Genomic DNA, 24,426 nt, shown 5'->3' with positions numbered 1-24,426 from the left:
GCACCGAGGCGCGGGGAACCGCGCGACCAGCCACGACGGGACCGCGGACGCCCGGGGGCGAGGCGCTAGGACGCGGCGCCGGGGCCGGGGAGGAAGACGCGGCTCAGGAGGTCGTGCAGGGTCGTGCGCTCCTCGTCGTCGAGGGTGTCCAGGCCCGCCAGCGTGGTGCCCATGTTCGCGCGGATCGCGTCGATGACGCGCTCGCCCTCGGCGGTGAGGACGACGTTCTTGACGCGCCGGTCGCCGGGGCTCGGCTCGCGCCGCACCAGGTCGCGCTTCTCCAGGCGGTCGATGATCCCCGTCATGTTCGAGGCGTCGCAGGCCAGCGTCCCGGCGAGCACGCGCATCGCGGCGGGGCCGCGCCGCAGCACGCTCAGGGTCTTGCCCTGGCTGGCCGTGAGGTTCTCACGGGCGGCCGCGGCCGTGAAATCGCCGTAGTAGGCGCCGAGCGACACCGACAGCAGCTCCATCAGCTGGCCGGTGCCGACGCGGGGAGTCTCAGGCATGGGTCCACCTTACGCCCTAAAACTTGACCATCTCAAACAATGGCCCCTACAGTGATGCGGTTGCTTGAGGTTCTCAAGTTTCTAGGTTCTTAAGCAGTTGGGAAGAGATTCCGTGTCTCACGCACAGCACACGGCGGGCTCAAGGCCCTCGGGACAGACCTCGGTCGTCCTGGTCCTCGGCCTCGCCGCCATGGTCGTATCGATGATGCAGACCCTGGTCGTCCCGATCCTGTCGATCATCCAGAACGACCTGGACGCCACCACGGCCAACGTCAGCTGGGTGACCACGGCCACCCTCCTGTCGGCCGCCGTCTTCACCCCGCTCCTCGGCCGCTTCGGCGACCAGCACGGCAAGAAGCCCACGCTCATCGGCGTGCTCCTGGTGATGATCGCGGGCTCGGTGCTCGCCGCCACCACGACCTCGCTGACCTGGCTGATCGTCGGCCGCGTGATGCAGGGAGCGGCGACCGCCATCTTCCCGCTCGCCCTGTCCGTGCTGCGCGAGGAGATCAGGCCGGAGAAGCTGCACGGGGCGATGGCCCTGGTCAGCGGCACGCTCGCGTTCGGCAGCGGTCTCGCCCTGGTCGGCGCGGGGCTCCTCACCCAGGGTGACGACCCCGACTACCACCGGGTCTTCTGGCTCGCGGTCGTCCTCGCCGTGGTGGCGCTCATCGGCGTGATCTTCGTCGTGCCCGCCTCCCGCTCCAAGACGGGCGGCAGGACCGACTGGCTGGGCGCGCTCACCCTGGCGCTGCTCCTCGTCCTGCTGCTCCTGCCGATCTCGCAGGGCCACGAGTGGGGCTGGACGTCGGGCCGCACCCTCGGCTCCTTCGCCGGGGCGGTCGTGATGGCGGGCGTGTGGGTCCTCACCGAGAGCCGGGTCAGGGAGCCCATGGTGGACATGAAGATGTTCACGCACCGGCCCGTGCTCTTCACCAACCTGGCGGGTCTGCTGCTCGGCTTCGCGATGTTCGCCCAGTTCATCGGCGTCTCGTACCTCGTGCAGATGCCCGAGGACGTGGCCGGCTACGGCTTCGGCGCCTCCGTGCTCGGCGCCTCCGTCGTGTACCTGCTGCCGACCACGCTCGTCTCGCTGGTCGGCGCCCAGTTCGGCGGCGTCCTGGTGCGCCGGATCGGGGCGCGGGTCACGCTCGCCGTCGGCGCGGCCTTCGGCGTCCTCGGCTTCGCCTGGCTGACCCTGGCGCACGACACCAGCGCCTCCGTGATCGGCGCGGGCATGGTCGTCGGCCTGGCGATCAGCTTCGGCTACGCCTCCATGCCCGCGCTCATCGTCGCCAGCGTCCCGGCCCACCAGACCGGCATCGCCAACGGCATCAACTCCATCTCCCGCTCGGTGGGCAGCGCCATCGCGAGCGCGATGATCACCACGCTCCTCGCGTCGAAGACGATCGAGCTCCCGGCCGGAATGCCCTCGCTGCCCCAGGAGAGTCAGTTCACCCTGAGCTTCGCCATCGCGGGCGCCGCGTTCCTCCTGGTCGTGGCGGTGGCCATCGGCGGTCTGCGGGCGGCGCACGCGCCGCGTGCGAGCGCCGTCACGAAGGTGGCGGAGTCGGACGCGGAGTCCAAGGCTCCGGAGCGTGCCGCGGTCTGAACCGCTGCTCACCCCTCGCCGGGATGTTCGACGCCTAGCGGGCGCCGAACATCTCGGCGACGATGTGCTCGGCCTGGTCCGCGAGGTAGAAGTGGTCGCCGGGCAGCACCTTCGTGAAGAAGTCGCCGCCGAGGCTCGTCTCGCGCCACGCGTCGGCGTCCTCCGTCGTCACCTCACCGTCCTGGTCGCCGGTGAACACCCCGATCGGGCAGCGGAGGCGGGCCTCCAGGTCCGGGCGGTAGGTCTCGATGAGGCGGTAGTCGGCGCGGACCGCGGGCAGCACCATCTCGCGCAGCTCGGGCTCGTCCAGGAGCCGGGGGTCGGTGCCGCCCAGCTCCTTCATCTTCCCCACGAACTGCTCCTCGGGCAGCAGGTGCACCGTGCCGCGGCGCTTGCGGCGCGGGCCCTCGTGCCCGGAGACGAAGAGCCGCCGCGGCGCGGGGCCCGTCCCCGCCTCCAGGCGCAGCGCCGTCTCCCAGGCGAGCGCGGCGCCCATGCTGTGCCCGAACAGGAGCAGCTCGCGGTCGGCGCGTATGCCGGTGCGCAGGACCTCCGCGACGGCGTTCGCCAGGTCGGTCATCGTCGCGATCGGCCGCTCCCCGAGCCGGTCCTGGCGGCCCGGGTACTGCAGCGCGACCAGCTCGACGTGGGACGGCACCAGCTGCGCCCAGGGCGTGAAGAACGAGGCGGTGCCGCCCGCGTGCGGGAAGCACACCAGGGTGGTCCGCGCCCCAGGGCGCGGCTGCGGGCGCCGCAGCCAGCGGGCGGCGGCGGTGGTCGCGGTGCCCCCGGCGCGGGTGGTCGTCGTCCTCGGTTCGATGGTCATCAGCACTCCGTCAGGGCGGGAAGGCGGTCCGGCCGCGGTTCTCGTGGCCGCTCGCGTGACGCAACCAGAACCCGGGCGAACGCCGCAACCTGGAGGTGGGCCCGGAGGTGCGTCGCACGCCGACCCGGTTCCCTACCCCGCTCGACCACCGGGTATCCGTGAATCGCCACGGCGCGTCCACCGCGAGGAGGTTGTCCGGTCGGCCGGACGTGTGGGCGGGCGCGGGCGGCCTCAGGACCCGCTGCCCCCGGGACCGTCGGGGCCGCCGTCCAGGACCTCCCGCAGCCAGGCGACTTCCGCGCGGTTGACGGCCCGCGCGGTCAGGAGCATGCCGCGGCGGTACGGGTCCTCGACCTCCTCGGCCCGCAGCGGCCGTTCGTCCTCGTAGAAGAAGCTCGCGGGGGTCTCCAGGAACTCCAGGCGCCGCCGCAGGACCGCGTGCTGCCCCGCCGTGTCGGGCAGCAGCGAGAGGAACGCGAGGACGGTGAAGAACCGCGAGGAGTCCGTGATCTCGTGCGGCGCGGGGTCGCGCAGCCGCTCCAGGAGGTGCTCGCGCCCGGCGTCGTTGAGGGTCAGGACGTGCCGCCGGGTGGCCGCCGCGCCCGGCTCGCTGTGCCGGCTCAGCAGCCCGCGCTTGACCAGCCGATTGATCGCCGGATACAGACTGCCGTCACTGACCGGACGGGTGTGCCCGGACAGCCGCTCGACCCGTCGCCGCAGCTCGTACCCGTGCAGCGGGCCTTCGGCGAGACTTCCCAGGATCGCTAGCTCCAACACGGGGTCATCGTCGCACAGCGACCGTGCATACCTCGATCCGAGGTACTCACTCGATAGAGGAAGCCGGTACCTCGATACCGCTGGCGTGCGACATTGGTGCCCCGCGTGACGGCACTCGTTCCAGGAGCGGGGGTCAACAGTTCGACTGGGGAACTGGGAAGGCGATGGGGAACAGGAAAGGCTCGAACCGTCCACGAAAACGCCCGGTACGCGCTCGGCGCTCACCCTTCACCGGCCCCTTTGCACGGCAATTGCTCATCCTCTATGCGCTCATGCTGATCCTTCCGCTCCTCGTCGTGTGTGTGACGTTTCCAAGTGACCCGTTGAACGGCTCCGCTCCTTCCCCGGGCGTCACGCCGGGCGCCTCGCCGGACCCCCAGCGCGATTACGTCTCCAAGGTGGAGCGAGCCCGTAAGTCCCTTTTCAAAGGGGACCTCGAACTCAGGGCGCGAGGGCTTCGCGTGGGCGAGAAGGGCCGTCTGACCGTCGTCGTCTCAGGCAGTTGGCGCGCGTCTCCCAATGCCAGACGTGATCGCGGGGTGGACGTCGGGGCGCGCGTGGGGATCAGGGTCGACTGCCTGGAACTCGGGGAGTCGTGCGAGGCCCATTCGTCAACGGCGCAGAATGTGCTGGCTCCGGGTGACCGTGCCCGATGGGAATGGTCGGTGCGGCCGGACAAGGCGGGCCCGGCGCCCGTCTCCTTCACGGCGACCGCGTACTACCTCGACTCGGACAACGTGCTCGCGGAGTCCGTGAGTCAGTTCACGCTCCGCGTCGCACCGGGAAAGCCTTCCAGTGGCCTGCTCGCGGATATCTGGGGATGGGTGAGGTTCTCCTGGGATTCGGCCGTCCACATTGCCACGGGCTTGGGCGCGATCCTTGCCCTGTTCGCCGGACACCTCGCTCTGAAGGCCGCTCGTCGCAGCCGTGCGGGACGTGGTGACGCCGAGGACGAACCGGACGCCACGCACGCCCCGGCCGCCGACGCGGCCCCGGCGGCGCCTCACTCGTCGTAGCGGATCGTCCCGTGCTCGTCCATCGTCGGGTGGAGCTTCATCGGCTCCGTCGTCTCCACGTCGGAGGGGCGGGCGGGCTCGGGGCCGTCCGGGCCCACGCGGACCATGCGTTCCACGCGGCAGACGCGGAAGCACTGGTCGCGCACGACGACCTCGTTGGCGCGGCCCGCCGACTTGAAGCGGTCGGCGGCGCGGGCGAACTCGGCGCGCTCGACGTCGTCGAGGTCGTACAGGAGCGGCCAGAACTCGGTCAGGCCGTGGACCAGGAGGCGGCGGGCGTCGTGCGGGGTCGGCATCAGGGCGCCGCGCGGGCGCCAGCGCTCGCCGCTCCGCTCCGCGACCCCGAAGCTCACCGGCAGGAGGACCACCTCCGGATAGTCCCGCACGGCCCGCCGCGCGTCCTCGCGGAACGCCGGGGGAAAGTCGTCGCCCGCATAGGTGAAGCCGCGCAGCGCGAGCCGCAGCGCGCCCGCCATGACGCCGCTGTCGCGGCCGGGGGCGAGCGCGAAGCCCGCGTCATGGGAGGGCGGCGACGGCCGTTCGTCCCACGAGGGGACGGCGGGCTCCGGGTCGGTGGGGCGCGGCGGTTCGAGGCCGTCGTCGCCCGCGCGCGCGAACTCCTCGCCGCGCACGACGCGATAGCGGGTGCCGAGCACGGTCACCTCGTTGATCCGCTCCTGTTCGAGGCGGGCCACGGCGGCGAGCAGGGCCCGGCGCTCGGCGCGGCCGTCCGCGCTGTCCTTCGCCTTGAACCACAGCAGGGAGTTCAGGCCGTCGCGCGCCTGCTGCGGGGTGCCGTCCATGACGTCGTTGAGGAGCCGCCAGTCCGTCTCGTCCCCCGGTTCGCGGGCGGCGAGGCCGAACACCGGGCCGCGCACCGCGAGATGGGGATAGAGGTACGACGCGTCGAGGGCGTCGGCCTCGCTGACCCACGCGGCCGGGTCGTCACGGCGTACGAGTTCGGAGTGGAGCGCGTCGATCTGCCGCTTCCAGTCGTCAGACATGGGCGCCATTCTCCCGAGACACGGCCCGCCCGGTCAGCCGCATCACGCGGGAGCATGATGAATCGGTCGTTCGCTTGGCAGCCGGGCGGCTGTGCCCTATAGGGGGTCGGGCGCCGGTGCGTCAGCGCGCGGGCGGCGGGCCGATCTCGCGCAGCGCGTTGGTCGCGCAGTGCACCTCGCCCAGGCTCAGATGCGCCCAGGAGAAGTTCTCCACCCAGCGCACGCGCACGCCGCTCGCCGTCAGGGCGCGTTCGGCGGCGTCCCGGAACAGGTCGCGGCCGCGCACCCGCGGCCCGTGCGGGACCGGTGCCGCGTAGTCGCGGGCGGTCAGCGACAGGCCGTTGGCGAGCGCGGGGGAGAAGGCGATGTGGCGGCGCGGCCCGCCGGGCCGGGACTCGACGCGGGCGTACAGCACGGGAAGGCGGACCAGTTCGTCCGTGCGCAGGCCGGTCTCGCGAAGGAGCACTTTCAGCTGGCCGTCGACGTGCCGGGCCGCGTCCGCGTTGTCACCCTCGGCGGCCTCGTGGCGCAGGAACTCGTCGACGGTCGGCTTGTCCGGCGCGACCGTGTCGGCGAACAGGCGCTGCCCGCCCGCACCGGCGCGCCGCGCCTCGCGCAGCAGGCCGAGCGCGAGGCGCGGGTCGGACACGGCGAGCGTCCAGCCGCGCGCGTTGTCGGCCCGGACGACGTGCACGGTCTCGTCGGCGTGCCCGGCGATCAGCCAGGAGGTGTCGAGGACGACCGGTTCCTGCTGCCGCTGGGCGCGCAGCATCCGCGTGAACGACGGGTCGGGGTGGCGCCGCGCGGTCGCGCCGTAGACGATCCGGCCCCGCGGGTGCCCCGGATAGGGCGGCAGGGACTCGACGTTCCCGGTGAAGTTGAGGAGTTCGTCGACGCCGGGGCCGCGCCGGGTCGTGTACTGCTGTACGACGCCGACGCCCGGGCCGCGCAGATCGCGGAAGAGCAGCCTGCCCGCCCGGCGCAGGCTCTCCTTGCGGCCGTCGGCGGACTTCCAGTGGTTGGGGGAGCGCAGCAGGACGCGCAGGGTGTGCGGGGTACCGCCGGGCGTCGGCTTGCTGACGTAGCCGGGCTCGACGACGTCCTGGCGCCAGATGTCGCGCCACCACCGCGACGAGCCTGCCTGGAAGCGCAGTTCGCGATCGGGGAGCCCCGCCGCGCGGGTCGCCGCGCGCAGCGAGTCGGCGAACTGTCGCCACTGCCCCGGCGGCCGCGTGTGGACCGGCACCTCGGCGGGCTGCCCGCTGTCCGGGGCGCCGGGCCCCGGCGCGGCGGCGAAGACGTGCCGGGCGCGCTGGAGGTCGTGCTGGAGCAGCACCGGCGTCATGCGCAGGGTCAGCGCGGCGCGCCGCGCCTCCGCGCCCGCCATGGTGAGGGTCAGGTCGACCCGGCCGTCCCACCGCCGGGTGTCGCGCACGATGTCGCGCCCTTCCACGGCGAGTCGCGCCCCCTGGCGCACCTCCCTCGCGGTGAGGCGCCCCGCGCCGCCGAGCGGGACGTACCGGCCGTCCCGTTCGATGAAGATCCGTACGTACGGGCGCTGCGCCGCGGGCACGGACACGCGGCCGCCCGCGGCGCCGTCCGCCCGGGTGGGCCGCACCCGCACCGGCGTCAAGTCCCTCAGGTCCTCGGCCCCGTTGACGACCTCGTCCGCCGCGTCGTGGCAGGCGGCGAGCCGCCGGTCCACGGCCACGTCGAGCCGGTCGAGGTCGCCGGGGCGCAGCCGGCAGCGGCGCGTGTCGTCGTCGATGTTGGGCAGCAGGGCCGTGCCCTCGGGCGCGTCGAGGGCCGGGGCGGGCGGCGGCGCGGCTCCCGCGCGCGCCGGGGAGAGCAGCGCCGCCACGATCACGGCGCAGCCCGCCGCGCCGAACGCCGCACGGCGGCGCGTGCCGTGCCGCTCGTACCCCGCCCGGGACGGCCGAGTACCGTCGTCCCGGGCACTTCCTGTCGCGTGGCCGCCCATCGCGGGCCCCTTCCGTCGCCCGCCGCCTCGCGGGGGCGGGATCACGTCACCGGTCGCCCTCCACTCTTCCGGCGCGCTCGCCACGGCGCGTCGTGCGCCCGGGCGACGTGGGGGTGCATCCTTCGACGCAGCTCCGGGTGGAGTTCCTCCACCCGTGGGGCGGGGCCTCGACGGATCCCTCAGGGCTCCCGGCGGAACAGTCCCGCCCACAGGAAGGGCTCGCCGAAGTACGGCGACTCGGGCGGCTCGGCGCGCATCCGGCGCAGCTCGACCTCCGTCAGACCGGCGAAGATCCAGCGCAGCGACTCGGCCGAGTACGCGAGACCGCCGTGCAGCCGTTCCTGCCGGTAGAGGTCGGCGTCGGACAGCTCCGAGCCCATGGCGCCCGCCGCGAAGCAGGTGAGGGCCAGATGGCCGCCGGGCGCGAGCACCCGGTCGAGCAGCGCGAGATAGCTGACGCGCCGGTGCGGCGGCAGATGGTGGAAGCAGCCCGAGTCGACGACCAGGTCGTACGGTCCCGGCAGGGCGTCCGGGCCGAGCGCGAAGGCGTCGCCGCGGTGGAAGCGGATGTCGGCCCCGGCCTCGCGGGCCCGCTCACCGGCCCAGGCGAGCGCGGCCGGTGACAGGTCGACGGCGTCCACCGAGAAGCCGCGCGCGGCCAGGTGGAGCGCGTTGCGCCCGGGGCCGCAGCCGAGGTCGAGGGCCCGGCCGGGCGCGATCAGCCCCGCGTCGAGGCAGGCGGCCAGATGGGCGTCGGGCTTGTCCACGAAGAACGGCACCGGCTTGGACCGGTCGCTGTAGAACCCGTCCCACCAGTCGGCCGCGCCCGCCGTCCAGCGGTCGGCCTCCGGCGCGAACAGGCCGTCCATGAGCCTCAGTACGTCCTCGACACTGCGTATGTTCCGCTCGGTTCCGCGCGCGTCCTGGTCCATCCGATCCCCTTTCGCGATGTCCCTGGACAGTACCGTCGGGACCTACGGAAGGAGGGTCACGATCGACGCCCGCGTGCCTCGGCCGGTCGGCGCGTCGGGCAGTCGGGGGAGTCCGTGGCGCGTCGGTCGGTGAGCGGCCGTCCCTCGGTGTCGTGGGCCGCGAAGTACGTCGTGGCGAGTCGGCGGCGGCGCGCGTCGAGCACCATCCAGGTGCCGAGGACGAGCTGCGCCGGTGCCCGCCCCACGTCTTCGAAGCGGTCCCTGACGCGCAGGAACGCGCGGGCGCCGAGCACCCAGGGGCGGGGCGGCGGCCGCCCGCGCCGCACCAGGAGGCAGGGGGCGCGGTGCGGGATGGACCGGGTGTGCGAGACCGCCGAGTCGAGCGCGTAGCGGCGCAGGACCTCGCGCGTGGCCGCGCGCATCACCAGGGGCGCGAGCCGCCAGGCCGGGCACGGCCGGTTGGCGGCGACGCCGAAGGGGATGTGGTGGGCGTCCTTGGCCGTGCGCGCCTCCCAGCGGTCGGGCGCGAAGGAGTCGGGGTCCTCGTACCCCGTGGCGTGGTAGGCGGGGTAGCTGAAGCAGAGCACCGATCCTGCGGGCAGCGTGGGGCCCGTGCCGAGCGTGATGTCGGCGGTGGTGATGCGGTGGGCGACGCCGAAGAGGGGATAGAGCCGGAACGTCTCGTCGATGACGTGGTCCAGATAGCGGTCGTCGTCCGGCGCGCCCGCCACCCGCTCCTGTACGTCGTGGTGTTCGGCGAGGGCGAGCAGCAGATGGGCCATCGCCTCGGACAGCTGCACCACGGCCGTGTTGAAGAACGTGCCCTGGAGGTAGTGCGCCCGCTCGCGCGCGGTCAGGGAGCGGGGCAGCGCGTGCGGCACGGCTCCGGCGGCGATGCGGCCCGCAAGGTACCGCGTCAGTCGGCGACGGCGCCGCATGCGGCGCGGGCGGGTGCACTTGAGCGAGCTGACCACGTCGTCGGCGTGGTCGGTGATCAGGCGCCGCACCCCGGGCGGGCACGGCTCGTGGAAGACGCGCTCGTGGAAGAACTCCGCCCACACGGGCATCATCAGATCGCGGAGGCGCACCAGTGCGGCGCGGCCCGTCCCCAGTTCGTCGAGGACGGCGGCGGCGCAGCGGGCCGCGGCGCGCGAGAGGTCCGGGGCCGGTCCGGCGAGGATCGCCAGGGTGGTGCGGGCCACCTCGTCGTAGCGCGGCCCGGTCTCCAGGTGCTCCTGGTGGACGTCGGCACCGGGCGCGAGCCAGTACCAGAAGAGGTCGGACAGGGCGGCGCCCCGGCTGCGGCCGCCCGCCGCCGGATGCCCGTACAGCTCCTCGAACCGGTCGGGCCCCACCTGTTCGCCCGGGACGGCGACGCCCTCGCCGCCGCCGAGCCGCGCGAAGATCCGCATCCGCAGGGCGACGACCTCGGCCGGGAGCCAGTACGGCGTGGACAGCGCGGCCAGCCCGGCGGCCGCGGCCCAGAGGGCTCTCGTACGGGTCCTCATCGCGGCCGGCCGGTGCGCGGGCCGCCCTGTTCCGTCGGCGGGCCGGCCGTCGGCAGCGGGGGCCACTCCCGTCTGACCACCATGTCGGCGGTCAGGTCGCCGGGCCTGCGGCCGCCGCACAGGGTCAGGACGTGGTCGAACTCCGCGCGCAGCACGTCGAGTACCTCCCGCACGCCCGCCTCGCCGTCGGCCGCGAGCCCCCACAGGACGGGCCGGCCCACGCCGACCGCCGTGGCGCCGAGCGCGAGGGCGGCCGCGACGTCGGCACCCGAGCGCACCCCGCCGTCGAGCAGCACGGGCACGCGCCCCGCGACGGCCGCGGCGACGCGCGGCAGCGCCCGTACGGCGCCCGGCGCCGCGTCGAGCTGGCGGCCGCCGTGGTTGGAGACCCAGACCGCGTCCACGCCCTCGTCGACGGCGGTGCGCGCGTCCAGCGGATGCAGCACCCCCTTGAGGACCACGGGCAGGCTCGTGAGGTCGCGCAGCCGGCGCAGGTGCCGCCAGGTGAACTCCGGTGACATGGTGATGGGCAGGGTGCCGCCCGGTGGCGCGCCGGGCAGGTCGCGCAGGTTCTCGGGGGCGAGGCCGGGCGGCAGGTCGTGGAAGCCGTTGCGTTCGTCGCGGGTGCGGCGGCCGAAGACCGGGGTGTCCACGGTGACGACGAGGGCCGTGCAGCCCGCCTTCTCGGCGCGGCGGACGAGGGCGGTCGTGACGTCGTCGTCCGGCTGGAAGGAGACCTGGAACCACACGGCGGCGTCGGCGCGCACGGCCCGCGCCGCGGCGGTGACCTCGGCGACGGCCACCGTGGCCGCCATGCTGGTCACCAGGACGGTCCCGGCGTGCGCGGCGGCGCGGGCGGTAGCGCGCTCGCCGTCGGGGTGGGCGAGGCGGTGGAAGGCGGTGGGGGAGACGACGACCGGCAGCGAGGCCCGGTCGCCGAGCAGGGCGACCCCGGTGTCCCGCCGGTCGTTGCCGCGCAGGATCCGGGGCAGCAGGGCCAGTTCGGCGAAGGCGCGCTCGTTGTCGGCGAGGGCGGCCTCGGCTCCGCAGCCCCCGGCGTAGTAGTCGTAGTGGACGGGGTCGAGCGCGGCGCGGGCGCGGTCGTGCAGCTCCTCGATGCGGGACATCAGGCGCGGCCCGCGCTGTCCGGGGCGAGGCGCTCGCGCAGGAAGGCCAGGAGCGGGGCGCGGTGGACCTCCTCGCTGTCCCACTCGTTCTCCAGGTTCTCGGTGAGGTGGTGCTCGGCCAGGAGCTCCCCGGCGCGGAAGGCGCGGACGACCGGGTGCAGATAGCGCCCGTCGAGCCCGGTGGTGTCACGCTGCCCCACCCGGCCGACCCCGATGTCGAACGGGTCGACGCGGTCGTGGTCGGCGCCGTATTCGAGGGTGATGCCGAAGTACCGCGTCACGTCGCCGAAGTGCCCCTGGGCGACGGCGCGGTGGAGGTGGTCGACCGGCACCTCCTCGCAGAGGCGCAGGCCGCCGTCGGCGCCGACGAGCAGGGCGTCGGCAAGGACGCCGAACTGCTGCCAGAGCGCGGAGCTGCGGTTGACGCGCGCGATCACGGCGTCCGCGGCCGCCGCCGGGGTGGCCGGAAGGTCCCTGCCGGGCCAGGGCACGCCGTGGTAGCGGCGTTCGAGGACGCGGTGCAACGCCCGGACGCCGTAGCGGAATCCATGGATGAATCCGCTCGTCGATTTCTTGAAGTCCCGTACCTGCGTGAGCGTGCCCGCGAAGAACAGATCGGGCACGTCGACGGATTCCCAGGAGTCGGTCTGCGCCGGAAACCGGTCGTTGATGGTGAGGCGCGGACGGCATTCCGGGGCGAAGAGGGACGCGTCGAAGCGGAAACCGGTGGCGAGAATGACGCGGTCGTACGGTATCTCCTTGACCACTTCGTCGACCCGGGCGAAGCTCACCGCGGCCACATACGTGCCGTCGGGCAGCTTGCGCAGGGACAGGACCCGGCCGTCGAGGAGCGCGTTCTGCGATTTGAGCTGGTAGGTGTCCAGGAAATTGTTGTTCACCGCCCGCAGATGCCCCACGAAGTGCGTCCGCCACGCCATGCGCAGCGAACCGGGTCCGGCCAGATGGATGACCGCCGCCGTCTCGATCAGGTTGTCCGCCGTCTCGAAGCCGGAATTGCCGCGCCCGATGATCAGCACGCGCTGGCCCGTGAAGTCGTCCGGGTCGACCGACACGTCGTCGTAGCGCTCGGCGGTCTCGACGCCCTCGATGTCCCGCGGTACGTAGGGTCGGCTGACGCCGGTGGCCACGATCAGGCGCCGGGCGCGCAGGGCGGTGCCGTCCGCGGTCCGCGCGGTGAAGTCACCGGTCCCCGCGGGCGGTCCCGGCCTGCTGATCTCGGTGACCCGGGTGCCGTACCGGACGTTGAGCCGGTGGGCGGCGGCGAAGTCCGCCAGATAGCCGACCATGTCGTCGGCGGCCGGGAAGTAGCGCGGGGTGCGGTCGGTGAACAGCGGGGCGCCCTCGTCCGAGAGGAGCGAATTCCAGTCGGTGCGCAGCCTCAGCTCGGGATCGTCCCAGCCGGTGTGCACCTTGTTGATCGATATGAGTTTCCGGTGTCGCGGGAAACGTGTGAAGAACGTTCCCGGAGCTGTTCCGGACTCGACGATGAGATAGCTGTGGCCGGAGCGGTCAAGGAAATATCCGGCCTGAAGTCCCGCGGGTCCCGCGCCGACTATCAAGTAGTCAAATGAGCCACCGTAGGCCACGCCTTGCTCCCGTCTCCGGTGAGCGTCGCCGACGTCCCCGGTGAGAGGCTTCAACGAGCGAGTACATCACGCTAGTTGACACTTCAAGTGGGCCGCCAGGGCGTCTTGGTGTGGCGTGCGTCACAGGGAATGAGGGCTTGCGGGAAGAGGGCCGAGCGATACCGTGAGCCAGGCCGGTCGACCCCCGGGTGAAATCCGGCCAGAGATCGTACGCCGCTTTCCTGTTCTGCACCCTCATTCCCGCTGCCGCTGTTTCATCCTCCGAAACGGATGCCCCGTGGAAAACGGACGCAAAGCGAGCCATTCGACGGAAGCGCCCTTCCCGCAGTCCCTGATCGACGCGTTCCGCCGCCATCCCGCCTCGGTGGCCTTCGAGCACCGCTCCCGTGCCGTCACGCGCGGCGAGGTGCTCTCGCTCGTCACCCGGTGCGCGGCCGGTCTGCGTGCGGCGGGGCTCGGTCCGGGCCGCTCCCTCGCCCTGGCCACGGACGTCACGCCCGAGGGCTTCGCCGTGCAGATCGCGGCCCATCTGCTCGGCTGCCGGGTGACGGGGCTCCGCCCGGGTCTGACGCCGTCCCAGCTCGCCCACGTCCTGGCCACGGACGTCGACGCGGTCGTCACCGACGCCGTCCCGGCGCGCCCCGAACTGCTGCGCGCCGCCGGGGGCGCCCCCGTCCTGCGGCTCGAAAGGGACCTGCTCGCGGCCCATCCGCACGCCGGTCCGCTGCCCGGCGACGGCCTCGTCGCGCGCGGCCGCCCGGGCGACGAGGCCCTGGTCCACCTCACCAGCGGCAGCACCGGCCACCCCAAGGGCTGCGTCCTCGACTACCGCGCGCTCACCGCGTACTGGTCCTGGCAGCCCGCCCGCTGGGACGACCGGGTCGCGCGCCTCGCGGCCGGGTACCGGCGCTTCCTGCTGTTCGGAACCCTCACCAGCGCCGTCATGTTCGAGCACCTGGGGCTCTGCCTCCTCGGCGGCGGCACCGCCGTCATCCCCGCGGCCCCGCTGGAGTTCCCCCGGGTCATCGAGCGGCTGCGGATCACCGCCCTGCTGATGACCGTGCCCCGGCTGCACCGCGTGCTCGACGCGCTGCGCACCGGGCCCGGCCGCGCCACCGACCTCAGCGGTCTGCGCGTCCTGATCGTGGCCGGTTCCCCGCTCGCCCCGCACGCGCTCGCCGAAGCGGTCGAGCGCGTCGGCACCGCCGTGCACCAGGCGTACGGGCAGACGGAGACCGGCATGCTCACCCTCCTGACGCCCGACGACCTCGCGCACGGGCCCGCGGGCGCCGCCACCTCCGTGGGCCGCCCCTGGGCGCGCACCGAGCTGAGCGTGCGCGACGCCGAGGGCGTCCCCGTCCCGACGGGCGGCACCGGCGAGGTCTGGGCGCGCACCCCCTGCGCCATGAGCGGCTACTGGCGCGACGCGACGGAGACCGCCCAGGTGCTGCGCGACGGCTGGGTGCGCACCCGCGACGTGGGGCACCTGGACGCGCGCGGCTTCCTCCACCTCACGGGCCGCAGCCGCGACATCGTCATCGTCGACGCGGTCGTGCACTACTGCGGCGCCGTCGAGCAGGCCCTCACCACCCACCCCGACGTCGACCGGGCGTACGTCGTGGCCGCCGCGGACCGGCGCACGGGCGAGGCCGCCCACGCCTTCGTCGTCGCGGCGCCCGGCGCCACGCCCGCTCTCGACTCCGTACGGGCACGCGTGGAGGCGGAACTGGGCGTGCCGGGGCTGCCGTCCACGCTGACCGTCGTCACGGACGTGCCCGTGACGCCGAGCGGCAAGCCGGACAAGCGGGCGCTGCTCGCCCGGGTGCCGACGGAGGCGCCGCCCGCCACCGGGGCGCGCTGAGCCGGGGCGGCGCCGGGGCCCTCATGCCGTCAGGGGATCCCCCGTCGGGCCCGATCGCGAGAACGCCCGGCGGTAGTCGCTCGGCGAGACCCCCACGTGCTTGAGGAAGTGGTGGCGGAGGTTGTTCGCCGTGCCGAGGCCGCTGAGTTCGCCGACCTTCTCGACCGGCAGGTCCGTCGCCTCCAGGAGGCTCTGGGCCCGCGCCAGGCGCTGGTTCAGGAGCCACTGGAGCGGCGTGGTGCCGGTGGCCGCCTGGAGCCGCCGGTAGAACGTGCGCGGGCTCATCGCGGCCCGGCGCGCCAAGTCGTCCACCGTCAGCGGCTCGTCGAGGTGCCGGCGCGCCCACTCCAGCACGGGGCTCAGGCTCGCGTCGTCGGCCTCGGGCACCGAGAGGTCGATGAACTGGGCCTGCCCGCCCGGCCGGTGCGCGGGCACCACCATGCGGCGCGCGAGCTGGTTGGCGACGTGCGCGCCCAGATCGCGGCGCACCAGGTGCAGACACAGGTCGAGCCCCGCCGTCAGGCCCGCGCTGGTCAGCACGTCCCCCTCGTCGACGTACAGGACCGAGTCGTCGAACTCGACCTTCGGGTAGCGCGCCGCCAGTTGGCCGGTGTGCTGCCAGTGCGCCGTGGCGCGGCGGCCGTCGAGCAGGCCCGCCTCGGCGAGCGCGAAGGCGCCGTTGCACAGCGACACCATCCGCGCGCCCGCCGCGTGGGCGCGGCGCAGCGCGTCGACGAGGCCCTCCGGCAGGGGCGCGCCCTCCTCGACGCAGGCGTCCGGCACCGAAGGGACGATCACGGTGTCCGCGCCGACCAGGTCGTCGAGGCCGTACGGCGTGCGCACCGAGACGCCGAACGGATGGGCGGCGGAGTCCCGCGCGCCGGTGCCGACGCCGCACAGCCTCAGGTCGTACCAGTGCTCGGAGAGGTCCGGCTGGGGCTTGCCGAACACCGTGCACGGGATGCTCAGTTCGTACAGGTCCCAGGACGGGACCCCGATCTCCTCGGTCACGACCACCGCGACGGAACCAGCGCTCATGCGGTGAGCGTACGACCGCCCGGGCGCGTGGCAGGAATTTGGTGATCGGCGTCACCGCTGTCACTGTCCCGCCCTCCGGCCCGCTGCGAGGGTCCTCGTACCGGATCACCACGGACGGCACCGCAGCAGGCGGACGTACGGAACGACCGCGTCCGGTGGACGCGCAAGGAGCAAGCACGCAATGAACGCTGAACGTCGCACCCCCGTCACCGTCATCGGCCTGGGCAACATGGGCGCGGCCCTCGCCGCCGCCCTCCTGGAGCGCGGCCACGAGACCACGGTGTGGAACCGCACGCCGGCGAAGGCGGCGGCGCTCGCGGCGCGCGGCGCCCGGGTCGCGGCGACCCCCGCGGAGGCCGTCGCGTCGAGCGACCTGGTGATCGCCTGCGTCCTCGACCACGACGCCCTGCACACGGTCGTCGACCCGGTCGTCGCGACGCTCGCGGGCCGCACGCTCGTCAACCTCACCACCGGCTCGCCCGAGCAGGCCGAGGAGTTCGCCGCGTGGGCCGCGGCGCACGGCGTCGACTACCTGGACGGCGCGGTCATGACGACCCCGCCCGGCGTCGGCAGCCCCGAGATGATGTTCCTCTACAGCGGTCTGCGGACCGCCTTCGACACCCACAGGCCCGCTCTGGAGGCGCTCGGCGACCCGCTGTTCCTCGGCGCGGACGCGGGCCTCGCCTCGCTGTACGACGTGGCGCTGCTCGGCCTGATGTGGGCGGCCTTCGGCGGCTGGCTGCACGGGACCGCCCTCGTCGGTGCCGACGGGGCCAAGGCCACGGAGTTCGCGCCGCTCGCCCTGCGCTGGCTCGGCGGCGCCGTGAACGCCTTCATCACCCGGTACGCCGCCCAGGTGGACGAGGGCCGCTACCCGGGCGACGACGCGACCGTCGACGTGCAGATCGCGGCGATCGACCACCTCATCCACGCGGCCGCCGACCGCGGCGTGGACAACGCCCTGCCGCGGCTCCTGAAGGCCACCATGGAGCGGACGCACGCCGCGGGCCACGGCGGGGACAGCTTCGCCAGCGTCATCGAGGTCCTGCGGAAGCCCTGACGCCACCCCGGGGCGCCGAAGAGGCCGACCCCTAAGGGGCCGTGGAGGGGGCGGACGGCTCCGCGACGGGCCGCCCGCCCCTAGGGAACACGCCAGAGTGCCGCGTCGTTGGAGAGGACGCGGCGGCGTCGCCCCGGCGCACGTCATGGGGCGGTGCCCGACCCCCTTCGGCGGTGTCACACAGGACTCCTGTGGCACCTGCGGTGTCTCAAATGACACCTGTCGAAAAGGTTCGGGATTCGGGGGAAATGCCCGAAACGGCAAGCGGGTTGCTGACCAAGAGACGCAGGTCACACCCCTGGTACATGAGATCTACATGTACCAGCGCCTTCTCCTACCCGAGGATGAGTCGGCCGACTTCCGACTACGACGGACGTGGGCGCGGACTCCGGCCCGCAGTCTGACTTCCCCGTGGATTGCTGCCGTCACCATGGAGTGGATCCTGCCGACCCAACCCTGCCGCGCGGCGCGGTGCCGCCGGCGGATCGGTCCTGCCTGCCAATCCCGACGGGAGTCTCGTTCGCCGTGGCTACGTTCCTCTACAAACTGGGCCGTCTCGCCTTCAGACGGCGCTGGTGGATGGCGCTCATATGGGTGCTGCTCTTCATCGGCGCGGGCGTCGCCGCGTCCTCGGCTCCCAAGGCTCCGGCCGACGTGTTCTCCATGCCCGGCACGGAGTCGCAGAAGGCCTTCGACCTCCTCGAGGAGAAGTTCCCCGAGACGAGCGCCGACGGCGCCACGGCCCGCGTGGTGCTGCGCGCCCCCGACGGCGAGAAGATCACCGACGCCGGCAACAAGGCGAAGGTCGAGAAGATCGTCGACCGCCTCGCCAAGGGCGGTCAGGTCTCCAAGGTCGACGACCCGTTCAAGGTGGGCGCGGTCAGCAAGGACTCGACCACCGTCTACGCGACCGTGTCGTACAAGGTCCCCGGGCCCGAGGTGACCGACAAGGTCAAGGACAAGCTCACCGACACGCTCAAGGACGCCCGCAAGGACGGCCTGACCGTCGAGGCGGGCGGTGACGCGGTCCCGACCGAGCAGGAACTGGGCGGCAGCGCCGAGCTGATCGGCATCGGCATCTCCGCGGTGGTCCTGCTCATCACCTTCGGCTCGCTGATCGCGGCGGGCATGCCGATCCTGACCGCGCTCATCGGCGTCGGCATCGGCATCTCCGGCATCACCGCGCTCGCCAGCACCCTCGAGCTGTCCAGCACCACCTCGACGCTCGCCACGATGATCGGCCTCGCGGTCGGCATCGACTACGCCCTGTTCATCGTCTCGCGCTACCGCGCCGAGCGGGAGGACGGCCGCACCCCCGAGGACGCCGCGGGACGCGCCGTCGGCACCGCGGGCTCCGCGGTGGTGTTCGCGGGCCTCACCGTCATCGTGGCCCTCTCCGGCCTCGCCGTCGTGAACATCCCGCTGCTCACCAAGATGGGCCTCGCCGCGGCCGGCACGGTCGTGATCGCCGTCCTGATCGCGCTGACCCTCATCCCGGCGCTGCTCGGCATCGCGCCCCGCAGGACGCTGCGCCGCAAGGACCGCAAGAAGCCCGTCGGCGTTCCGTTCAGCGACCCCAACGCCAAGCCGAAGCTCGGCACCCGCTGGGCCCGGTTCGTGCTGCGCCGCCCGCTGATCGTGCTGCTCGTCGCCATCGCCGGTCTCGGCGCCGTGGCCGCCCCGGCCGCCAACCTGCAGCTCGGCCTGCCCGACGAGGGCACCTTCGCGCCGGACACCACCCAGCGCAAGGCGTACGACATGCTGTCGGACTCCTTCGGCAAGGGCTTCAACGGCCCGCTGACGATCGTGGTCGACAAGGACAAGGGCGCCGGCGCCGCCGCGAAGGACGTCGGCAAGGAGCTCAAGAAGGTCGACGGCATCGTGTCCGTCAGCCCGGCGTCGCCGAACAAGGCCGACGACCTGGCGATCCTGTCCGCGACGCCCAACACGGGCCCGAGTGACCACGACACCGAGACGCTGGTCAAGAAGATCCGCTCGGACATCGGCACCATTGAGTCCAAGACCGGCGCCGAGGTCCTGATCACCGGCCAGACGGCCTCGATCATCGACTTCTCGCAGACCCTCGACGACGCGCTGATCCCGTATCTGGCCCTGGTGGTCGGCCTCGCCTTCCTGCTCCTGATGCTGGTGTTCCGCTCGATCCTGGTGCCGCTGAAGGCGGCGCTCGGCTTCCTGCTCTCGGTGCTCGCGGCGCTCGGCGCGGTCGTGGCGGTCTTCCAGGAGGGCCACCTCGCGAACGTGTTCGGCGTCGACCAGCCCGGCCCGATCATGAGCATGATGCCGATCTTCATGATCGGTGTGGTGTTCGGTCTGGCGATGGACTACGAGGTGTTCCTCGTGACGCGCATGCGTGAGGCGTACGTCCACGGGGCGCGTCCGGGCGAGGCCATCGTCACCGGCTTCACCCACGGCGGGCGCGTCGTCGCCGCGGCCGCGGTCATCATGATCAGCGTCTTCTCCGGCTTCATCCTGGAGGACGACGACATCATCAAGACCATGGGCTTCGGCCTCGCGGCCGCCGTCCTGTTCGACGCCTTCGTCGTCCGCATGGCGATCGTCCCGGCCGTGCTCGCCCTGCTCGGCAAGTCCGCCTGGTACCTGCCGGGCTGGCTGAACAAGATCCTGCCGAACGTCGACGTGGAGGGCGAGAAGCTCTACAAGCAGCTCGGCGACAACGGCGGCGCCCCCTACTCCGACCCGGAGCGGGAACTCCAGCCGACGCGCTGACGCGGCGCCCGCCGCACGCGAAGAGCGCGGACGGCACGGCCCGTACGCACGTTGTGCACGGCCCGGTGGCCCGGTGACCTCGACGGTCACCGGGCCACCGGCCGTTTCCCCGCCGTGCCGCCCGACCGGCTCGTTCGAGTTGCCGGGCCGCGCGGGGCGCTGTGGGCTGGGATGCCGGGGGAGCGACGACGAGGAGTGCCCATGCCGCCCGAGCCCGACCCGGTCACCGAGACCTTCGCCTTCACCTGCGGGGACTGCGGGCAGACCTGGGAGTCCAGCTTCCGGGTCATGTTCTTCCCCGACCCCGCCGATCCCGCGGGGCCCGCCACCCAGGAGTACGTCGACGAGGACGGCAACGCCCTGCGCTCCCCGCTGGCGGCGGCGGTGTGCCCCCAGTGCGGCGGCCGCCGCGTGCACGTGATGGCGCCCGGGTTCGCCGACCGGGCCCACGCCGCCGAACATCCGCCGCGCCCGCACCACGAGCACTCCTTGCACCTGCCGCACCGGCACCGCGCGCCCGGCCCTCCGCCCGGCGGCGAGGGCTGAGCCGCCGACGCCGCCGGGCGGTCGCTCAGGCCTTGCGCGCGTCCAGGACCGCCGCGTGCGGGGTCGTGAGGTAGCGGGCCCAGAAGTCGTCCGCAGGGCCGGGCTCGGCGGTCTCGCAGACCTGGTGCGCGCGCCACCGGGGCGCGTCGAAGCCCGCGTCGCGCAGCGCGCCCTCCAGGGACGCGGCGGTCCAGTAGCGGGCGGTGAACCGGGCGCTGTGCTCGCCGACGGTGAACCCGAAGTCCACCGGGGCGCCGTCCTCGCGGGCGCTGACGTCCAGGCGGAAGCCGTAGCGGGCGTAGTGGTCCGGGTCCGGGTGGACGTCCGGGTGGATGGGCAGCGTCAGGAAGCGCCCGCCCGGCCGCAGCGCCGCCGCGACGGTCCCGCACATCGCCACGAGCGCGTCGTACGTCTCGGCGTGCGGCAGCACGTACACGCCGAGCACGGTGTCGAAGGCGCCGTGCAGCCGCTCCGGGAGCGTCCCCGCGACGTACTCGACGCCCAGGGGCTCGTCCTCCTCCCGGCGGCGGCAGTGGTCGACCATGCCCTCGGACGCGTCCAGGCCGACGATCCGCCGCGCGCCGCGGCGCGCGAGCAGCCTGGAGTAGACCCCGCTTCCGCAGCCGAAGTCGAGTATGTCCTGGCTTCCGATGTCACCGAGGTGACCGAGCACCGTGGGGAACTCCAGGCCCTGCCTGAAGGTCATGCCCGATGACTCCTCGTAGACCTGCCCGAGCTCGTCGAACTGACTGCCTGTCACGTCTTCGCCTCTCTGCGTCTGCTGACAGCGTGCGGCGGATGCGGGGCGGATGGCCGTACCTCCGCCGCACATCCCCCGGGAAGAAGCCTTAGCACACGCCGCCCGGCCGTCCGGCAGGGGACGGCTCGGCCGAATTCGGGTGGGCTTGAACTCAACTTCAGGGCCCGGTCACGCGTCCGTGCTAAGGGCTGGATGATTTCCGGCCCGCCTCCGTGGCCTGGCGTTTCGCCCGCTGGGCGAACCGGCCCGGAGGAAAGGGGAGGTGACGTTCCGGTCCGCCTCGCCTCATGGGGAACGGCGCCGGGAACGGGATGCGCGGGTGGGACGGGGCGCGCGGTCGGGCGAAGGAGGCAGGCCATGATCGGGGTGGAGACGGACCGGCTGGTTGTGGTGGGGCTCGCGGCGCGGCGCGCCCGCGATCCACGGCTCGCGGGCGCGAAGGCGGCCCATCTGGCGCGGGCGGCGGAAGCGGGCCTGCCCGTCCTTCCGGGGTTCGTGCTGGTGCCCGCGGAGCTGATGGAATCCGCTTCCCGGGGGGAGCCCCGCGCCCCAGGGACGCGCCGAGGGCCGGGGGAGGTGCCGGCCGATCCGTTACGCAGTGAGCCGGAACTGCGGCGCGCCTGGCGGGAGTTGAGCGACGACGGACAGCGGCCCCTCGTCGTGCGCTCCTCGTCCGCGTGGGAGGACGCCGCCGACTCGTCCCTCGCGGGGCTCTTCGAGACCGTGCTCGACGTGCGCGGGTGGAGCGACTTCACCGACGCCGTGCGGCGGGTGCTGCGCTCGGCGCGGCGCACGCCCGCGGCCGCCGGGCGCGGCCCGCACGCCGACATGGCGGTGCTCGTGCAGCCGATGGTGCGCGCGAGCGTGGGCGGCGTGATGTTCGGGGCCGACCCGATGGCGGGGCGCCGCGACCGGGTCGTCATCAGCGCCGTCGACGGCGGCCCCGACCGCCTGGTGAACGGCAGTGTCCAGGGGGTGCGTTACCACCTGACCCGGCACGGCCGCCAGGTCCACACCGAGCCCGGCGAACCCCGCGACGCGCGGCTCCTCGCGCGCGGCCGCCGACTGCGCCTCCTGCGCCTCGCGCGGGACGCGCAGCGGGAGTTCGGGGGCCCGCAGGACATCGAGTTCGCCTTCGACGCCGACGACCGGCTCTGGCTGTTCCAGACCCGCCCCATCACCGCGCTGCCCCCGCGGCCCGCGCGCCGCGCGCGCCTGCTCGGGCCGGGGCCGGTCGCCGAGACCTTCCCCGGGGTGCTGCAACCGCTGGAGGAGGACCTGTGGCTGGCCCCCATGGCGCACGGGCTCTCGGTCGCCCTGGACATCGCGGGCGCCGCGCCGCGCCGCCGACTGCGCCGGGTGCCGCCCGTGACCACCGTCGACGGCCGCGCGGCCGCCGACCTGCGGCTGTTGGGGGCCGCCCCGCCGGGCAGCCGCGTGCTCGGCCTCCTCAACCCGGCGCCCGCCGCCCGGCGCGCCACCGCCGCCTGGCGGATGGGCCGGGTGCGCACGACGCTGCCGGCCCTGGCGCTCGACCTCACGGCCGACGTCGACCGGTACCTGAGCGAACTGGCCGCCCCCGCCGAGATGTTGAGCGGGCGTCTGCTGGCCGCCGTCTCCTGGGGGCGTACGGTCCTCTCCGCGCTGCACGCCCAGGAGTCCCTGGCCGGGGCGGTCCTCGGACAGGGCTCCGGCGCCACGGCCGTCGGCGAGGCGCTCGCCGTCCTCGCCGAGGCGCGCGCGGACGAGCCCGACGACGCCCGCCTCATCGCCCGCCACCCGGTGCTCCTCTCGCTCCTGCCGCCCGCGCTCGGCCCGCGCCCGCCGCTGCCCGGGCGCCCCGCCCTGACCGGTGTGCCGCGCGGCACGGCCGTGCTGCCCGCCCGCGAGGGGCTGCGCCTGCGCGTGCGCTGGGTGCAGGAGATGCAGGCCGCCATGGTGCGCGAGCTGGCCCGCAGGCTGACCGCCGCGGAACTCCTCGACGACCCGGCCCGCATCGCCCTGCTGCGCTGGGCCGAGCTGACCGCCGCGGCCGACGGCAAGGGGCTCCCCGCCGACCTGTGCGAGCGGCTGCCGCGGCCGCAGCGCTCGGAGCTGCCCGCCGCCTTCCGCCTCGCGGACGGCCGCCCCGTGGCCGAGCCGGGCCGGCGCAGGGCGGCCACCGACGGGCAGGGCGCGGGCGGCGGCTTCGGCTCCGGCACGGCCTGGCACGGCGACGGCGAGCGCCCCCGGTTCGCGGTCCTGGTCGTCCGCGCCCTCGACCCGGCGCTCGCCCCGCTCCTGCCCGGCCTCACCGGGCTCGTCGCGGAGACCGGCAGCGTGCTCTCCCACCTCGCCGTGCTGGCCCGCGAGTACCAGGTGCCGACCGCCGTCGGCGTCCCCGACGCCCTGGCACGCTTCCCCGCCGGGACCCGGCTGACGGTGGACGGCGGCACGGGCGCCGTGGAAGTGGTGCGGATGGCGGCCGTCGGCGCACCGTCCGCCGCGCCCCGGGGCGGCGCAGACCACACGGAGGGCATGGCGTCATGAAGTACGTGAGCTATCTCCTCGGCGGCCTCAGCGCCGCCGCGGCCGCCACCTACGGCGTCGTCTACCTCACCCGCTGGGAGTGGCAGCGCGCCCTCATCTGCGGTGTGCTCCTGCTGGTCATCGAAGGTCTCCTGGTGGGCACGGTGCTGCTGAGCCGACTGGGGCGCCTGGAGCGGCAGTTGGCCGAATCCGGCCGGCGCGCCGAGGAGGTGTGGCGGCGCCTCCAGGAGTCCCGGGCCGAGCAGGGCGCCCGGTTCCGCTGGCTGGAGCCGGGCGCCCCGGACGGCGCCCACCGCACCTATGTCTTCGTGCCGGTCCTGATGGCGGCCGGGGCCGTGCTCTCGGGCGTCGCCTGGATCGTGCAGAAGATCTCGGCGGCCACCGTACGGCCCGGCGCCGAGCACCGGCTCGCCGGGCGCCTCGCGCGCCTGGCCGCGCCCGGCGACGAACGGCACGGCCGCATGCCGGAGTTGGAGGACCGCGAGGCCGTGCCCCGGCCGCGCGCCCTGCGCACCGCCGTGGTGAGCGGTGTCGCCGTGGCCGCCGTCCTGCTGCTCGCGCTGCTCGTGGACACCCTCTCCGACGCCACCCAGACCCGGCACGGCAAGACCACGGACGCGGCCGCGACCACCGTGGTGTACGAGGTGCGGGTGCGCGGCAGCGACGGCGCGCAGGCCCGCGCGCTCGCCGCCCGGGCGCTGTGGGAGAGCTGCCGCAGGTCCACCGCCGCCCTGAACGTCCACGCGCCGCTGACCCGCCTCGACGGCGACGTGTGGGCCGGAGTGATCCGCCCCGCCCTCTCCGCGCACGACCTGATGCGGCTGCGCGGCTGTCTCACCGACGCGACGGCACACCGCACGAGCGCGAAGGTCCTGGGCGAGAGCCAGGTGAAGCAGGCCCGGCACGGCCCTTGAGGGCGCGCACGCCGCAGGGAGGGCGGACGGGCGGACTCCGGTGCGTCGGTGAACTCGGCTGGGGTGTAAGGGAG

18 protein-coding genes and 1 pseudogene are annotated in these 24,426 nt (G+C 73.9%); 8 read left to right on the top strand and 11 right to left on the bottom strand.

Annotated elements, in window-relative coordinates; translation table 11 throughout:
* Window positions 1–65: 65 nt before the first annotated feature.
* Window positions 66–506 carry a MarR family winged helix-turn-helix transcriptional regulator gene (locus CP982_RS05955; RefSeq protein ID WP_229878866.1) on the bottom strand — a complete coding sequence of 147 codons (441 nt, stop codon included), beginning with the start codon at window positions 504–506 and terminating at the stop codon, window positions 66–68.
* 112 nt (window positions 507–618) lie between these two features.
* On the opposite strand from CP982_RS05955, the gene CP982_RS05950 reads away from it, so the two are divergent.
* Entirely contained in the window at window positions 619–2,118 is a 1,500-nt protein-coding gene (locus tag CP982_RS05950) for an MFS transporter (protein WP_150509522.1), read from the top strand.
* A 34-nt stretch (window positions 2,119–2,152) separates the two neighbouring features.
* Here the strand turns inward: CP982_RS05950 and CP982_RS05945 are convergent, their stop codons facing one another.
* Together CP982_RS05945 and CP982_RS05940 are read right to left on the bottom strand one after the other, a co-directional pair.
* Window positions 2,153–2,944 (bottom strand): thioesterase II family protein, encoded by a 792-nt coding sequence (locus CP982_RS05945; protein ID WP_150509521.1) that lies wholly within the window; start codon window positions 2,942–2,944, stop codon window positions 2,153–2,155.
* A gap of 231 nt (window positions 2,945–3,175) precedes the next feature.
* A complete protein-coding gene (locus tag CP982_RS05940) occupies window positions 3,176–3,721 on the bottom strand; it encodes a PadR family transcriptional regulator (RefSeq protein ID WP_150509520.1) in 546 nt (181 codons plus the stop codon).
* 251 nt (window positions 3,722–3,972) lie between these two features.
* On the opposite strand from CP982_RS05940, the gene CP982_RS05935 reads away from it, so the two are divergent.
* Window positions 3,973–4,737 carry a hypothetical protein gene (locus tag CP982_RS05935; RefSeq protein ID WP_150509519.1) on the top strand — a complete coding sequence of 255 codons (765 nt, stop codon included), beginning with the start codon at window positions 3,973–3,975 and terminating at the stop codon, window positions 4,735–4,737.
* Here the strand turns inward: CP982_RS05935 and CP982_RS05930 are convergent.
* From CP982_RS05930 to CP982_RS05905, 6 genes are all read right to left on the bottom strand, one after another.
* The gene (locus CP982_RS05930) at window positions 4,725–5,741 is read right to left on the bottom strand and encodes a DUF5954 family protein (protein WP_150509518.1); all 1,017 of its coding nucleotides are present in this window, start codon (window positions 5,739–5,741) and stop codon (window positions 4,725–4,727) included. The genes CP982_RS05935 and CP982_RS05930 overlap by 13 nt on opposite strands.
* 121 nt (window positions 5,742–5,862) lie before the next feature.
* The gene (locus CP982_RS05925; RefSeq protein ID WP_150509517.1) at window positions 5,863–7,722 is read right to left on the bottom strand and encodes a protein-arginine deiminase family protein; all 1,860 of its coding nucleotides are present in this window, start codon (window positions 7,720–7,722) and stop codon (window positions 5,863–5,865) included.
* A 179-nt stretch (window positions 7,723–7,901) separates the two neighbouring features.
* Complete coding sequence (locus CP982_RS05920) at window positions 7,902–8,654, bottom strand: class I SAM-dependent methyltransferase (RefSeq protein ID WP_150509516.1); 753 nt, start codon at window positions 8,652–8,654, stop codon at window positions 7,902–7,904.
* Window positions 8,655–8,710: 56 nt separating this feature from the next.
* Window positions 8,711–10,162: a cytochrome P450 gene (locus CP982_RS05915; RefSeq protein ID WP_150509515.1), complete on the bottom strand. Its 1,452-nt coding sequence runs from the start codon at window positions 10,160–10,162 to the stop codon at window positions 8,711–8,713.
* Window positions 10,159–11,289: an alpha-hydroxy acid oxidase gene (locus CP982_RS05910; protein WP_150509514.1), complete on the bottom strand. Its 1,131-nt coding sequence runs from the start codon at window positions 11,287–11,289 to the stop codon at window positions 10,159–10,161. Before CP982_RS05910 ends, CP982_RS05915 begins: the two co-directional genes overlap by 4 nt.
* On the bottom strand, window positions 11,289–12,896 hold the full coding sequence (locus CP982_RS05905; RefSeq protein ID WP_150509513.1) for an NAD(P)-binding domain-containing protein: 1,608 nt from the start codon (window positions 12,894–12,896) through the stop codon (window positions 11,289–11,291). Before CP982_RS05905 ends, CP982_RS05910 begins: the two co-directional genes overlap by 1 nt.
* A 277-nt stretch (window positions 12,897–13,173) precedes the next feature.
* Here CP982_RS05905 and CP982_RS05900 point away from each other — a divergent pair, with 277 nt between their 5' ends.
* Complete coding sequence (locus tag CP982_RS05900; RefSeq protein ID WP_150509512.1) at window positions 13,174–14,757, top strand: class I adenylate-forming enzyme family protein; 1,584 nt, start codon at window positions 13,174–13,176, stop codon at window positions 14,755–14,757.
* Between the two features lie 21 nt (window positions 14,758–14,778).
* Here CP982_RS05900 and CP982_RS05895 read toward each other — a convergent pair whose 3' ends face one another.
* Window positions 14,779–15,774, bottom strand: coding sequence for a GlxA family transcriptional regulator (locus CP982_RS05895; RefSeq protein ID WP_425329812.1), 996 nt, complete (start codon window positions 15,772–15,774; stop codon window positions 14,779–14,781).
* A 196-nt stretch (window positions 15,775–15,970) separates the two neighbouring features.
* Here CP982_RS05895 and CP982_RS05890 point away from each other — a divergent pair.
* The 3 genes and pseudogenes from CP982_RS05890 to CP982_RS05880 form a co-directional block, all read left to right on the top strand.
* Window positions 15,971–16,855 (top strand): annotated as a pseudogene (locus CP982_RS05890) (NAD(P)-dependent oxidoreductase); the annotation flags it as partial.
* Window positions 16,856–17,380: 525 nt separating this feature from the next.
* The gene (locus CP982_RS05885) at window positions 17,381–19,603 is read left to right on the top strand and encodes an MMPL family transporter (protein WP_150509509.1); all 2,223 of its coding nucleotides are present in this window, start codon (window positions 17,381–17,383) and stop codon (window positions 19,601–19,603) included.
* Window positions 19,604–19,804: 201 nt separating this feature from the next.
* Entirely contained in the window at window positions 19,805–20,149 is a 345-nt protein-coding gene (locus CP982_RS05880; RefSeq protein WP_150509508.1) for a hypothetical protein, read from the top strand.
* Window positions 20,150–20,174: 25 nt separating this feature from the next.
* On the opposite strand, the gene CP982_RS05875 is transcribed toward CP982_RS05880, so the two are convergent.
* A complete protein-coding gene (locus CP982_RS05875; protein WP_170316375.1) occupies window positions 20,175–20,909 on the bottom strand; it encodes a class I SAM-dependent methyltransferase in 735 nt (244 codons plus the stop codon).
* Window positions 20,910–21,266: 357 nt separating this feature from the next.
* Here CP982_RS05875 and CP982_RS05870 point away from each other — a divergent pair, with 357 nt between their 5' ends.
* Both CP982_RS05870 and CP982_RS05865 read left to right on the top strand, forming a co-directional pair.
* A complete protein-coding gene (locus CP982_RS05870; RefSeq protein ID WP_150509506.1) occupies window positions 21,267–23,438 on the top strand; it encodes a PEP/pyruvate-binding domain-containing protein in 2,172 nt (723 codons plus the stop codon).
* Window positions 23,435–24,352, top strand: a complete 918-nt coding sequence (locus CP982_RS05865) for a hypothetical protein (RefSeq protein ID WP_150509505.1) — start codon at window positions 23,435–23,437, stop codon at window positions 24,350–24,352. The genes CP982_RS05870 and CP982_RS05865 overlap by 4 nt, the downstream gene beginning before the upstream one ends.
* The last annotated feature ends 74 nt before the right edge of the window (window positions 24,353–24,426 follow it).

The sequence above is a fragment of the Streptomyces spectabilis genome, assembly GCF_008704795.1.
GTDB classification, from domain to species: Bacteria; Actinomycetota; Actinomycetes; order Streptomycetales; family Streptomycetaceae; genus Streptomyces; species Streptomyces spectabilis.
Note: the sequence above shows the minus strand (reverse complement) of the source record. Positions and strands in the feature narration are given on the sequence as shown.

Bases quoted from the DNA above. Each gene is read 5' to 3' on its own strand.
- CP982_RS05880 (WP_150509508.1), top strand. From the start codon at position 19,805: ATGCCGCCCGAGCCCGACCCGGTCACCGAGACCTTCGCCTTCACCTGC.
- CP982_RS05930 (WP_150509518.1), bottom strand. From the start codon at position 5,741: ATGTCTGACGACTGGAAGCGGCAGATCGACGCGCTCCACTCCGAACTC.
- CP982_RS05910 (WP_150509514.1), bottom strand. From the start codon at position 11,289: ATGTCCCGCATCGAGGAGCTGCACGACCGCGCCCGCGCCGCGCTCGAC.
- CP982_RS05915 (WP_150509515.1), bottom strand. From the start codon at position 10,162: ATGAGGACCCGTACGAGAGCCCTCTGGGCCGCGGCCGCCGGGCTGGCC.
- CP982_RS05920 (WP_150509516.1), bottom strand. From the start codon at position 8,654: ATGGACCAGGACGCGCGCGGAACCGAGCGGAACATACGCAGTGTCGAG.
- CP982_RS05955 (WP_229878866.1), bottom strand. From the start codon at position 506: ATGCCTGAGACTCCCCGCGTCGGCACCGGCCAGCTGATGGAGCTGCTG.
- CP982_RS05945 (WP_150509521.1), bottom strand. From the start codon at position 2,944: ATGACCATCGAACCGAGGACGACGACCACCCGCGCCGGGGGCACCGCG.
- CP982_RS05925 (WP_150509517.1), bottom strand. From the start codon at position 7,722: ATGGGCGGCCACGCGACAGGAAGTGCCCGGGACGACGGTACTCGGCCG.
- CP982_RS05865 (WP_150509505.1), top strand. From the start codon at position 23,435: ATGAAGTACGTGAGCTATCTCCTCGGCGGCCTCAGCGCCGCCGCGGCC.
- CP982_RS05870 (WP_150509506.1), top strand. From the start codon at position 21,267: ATGATCGGGGTGGAGACGGACCGGCTGGTTGTGGTGGGGCTCGCGGCG.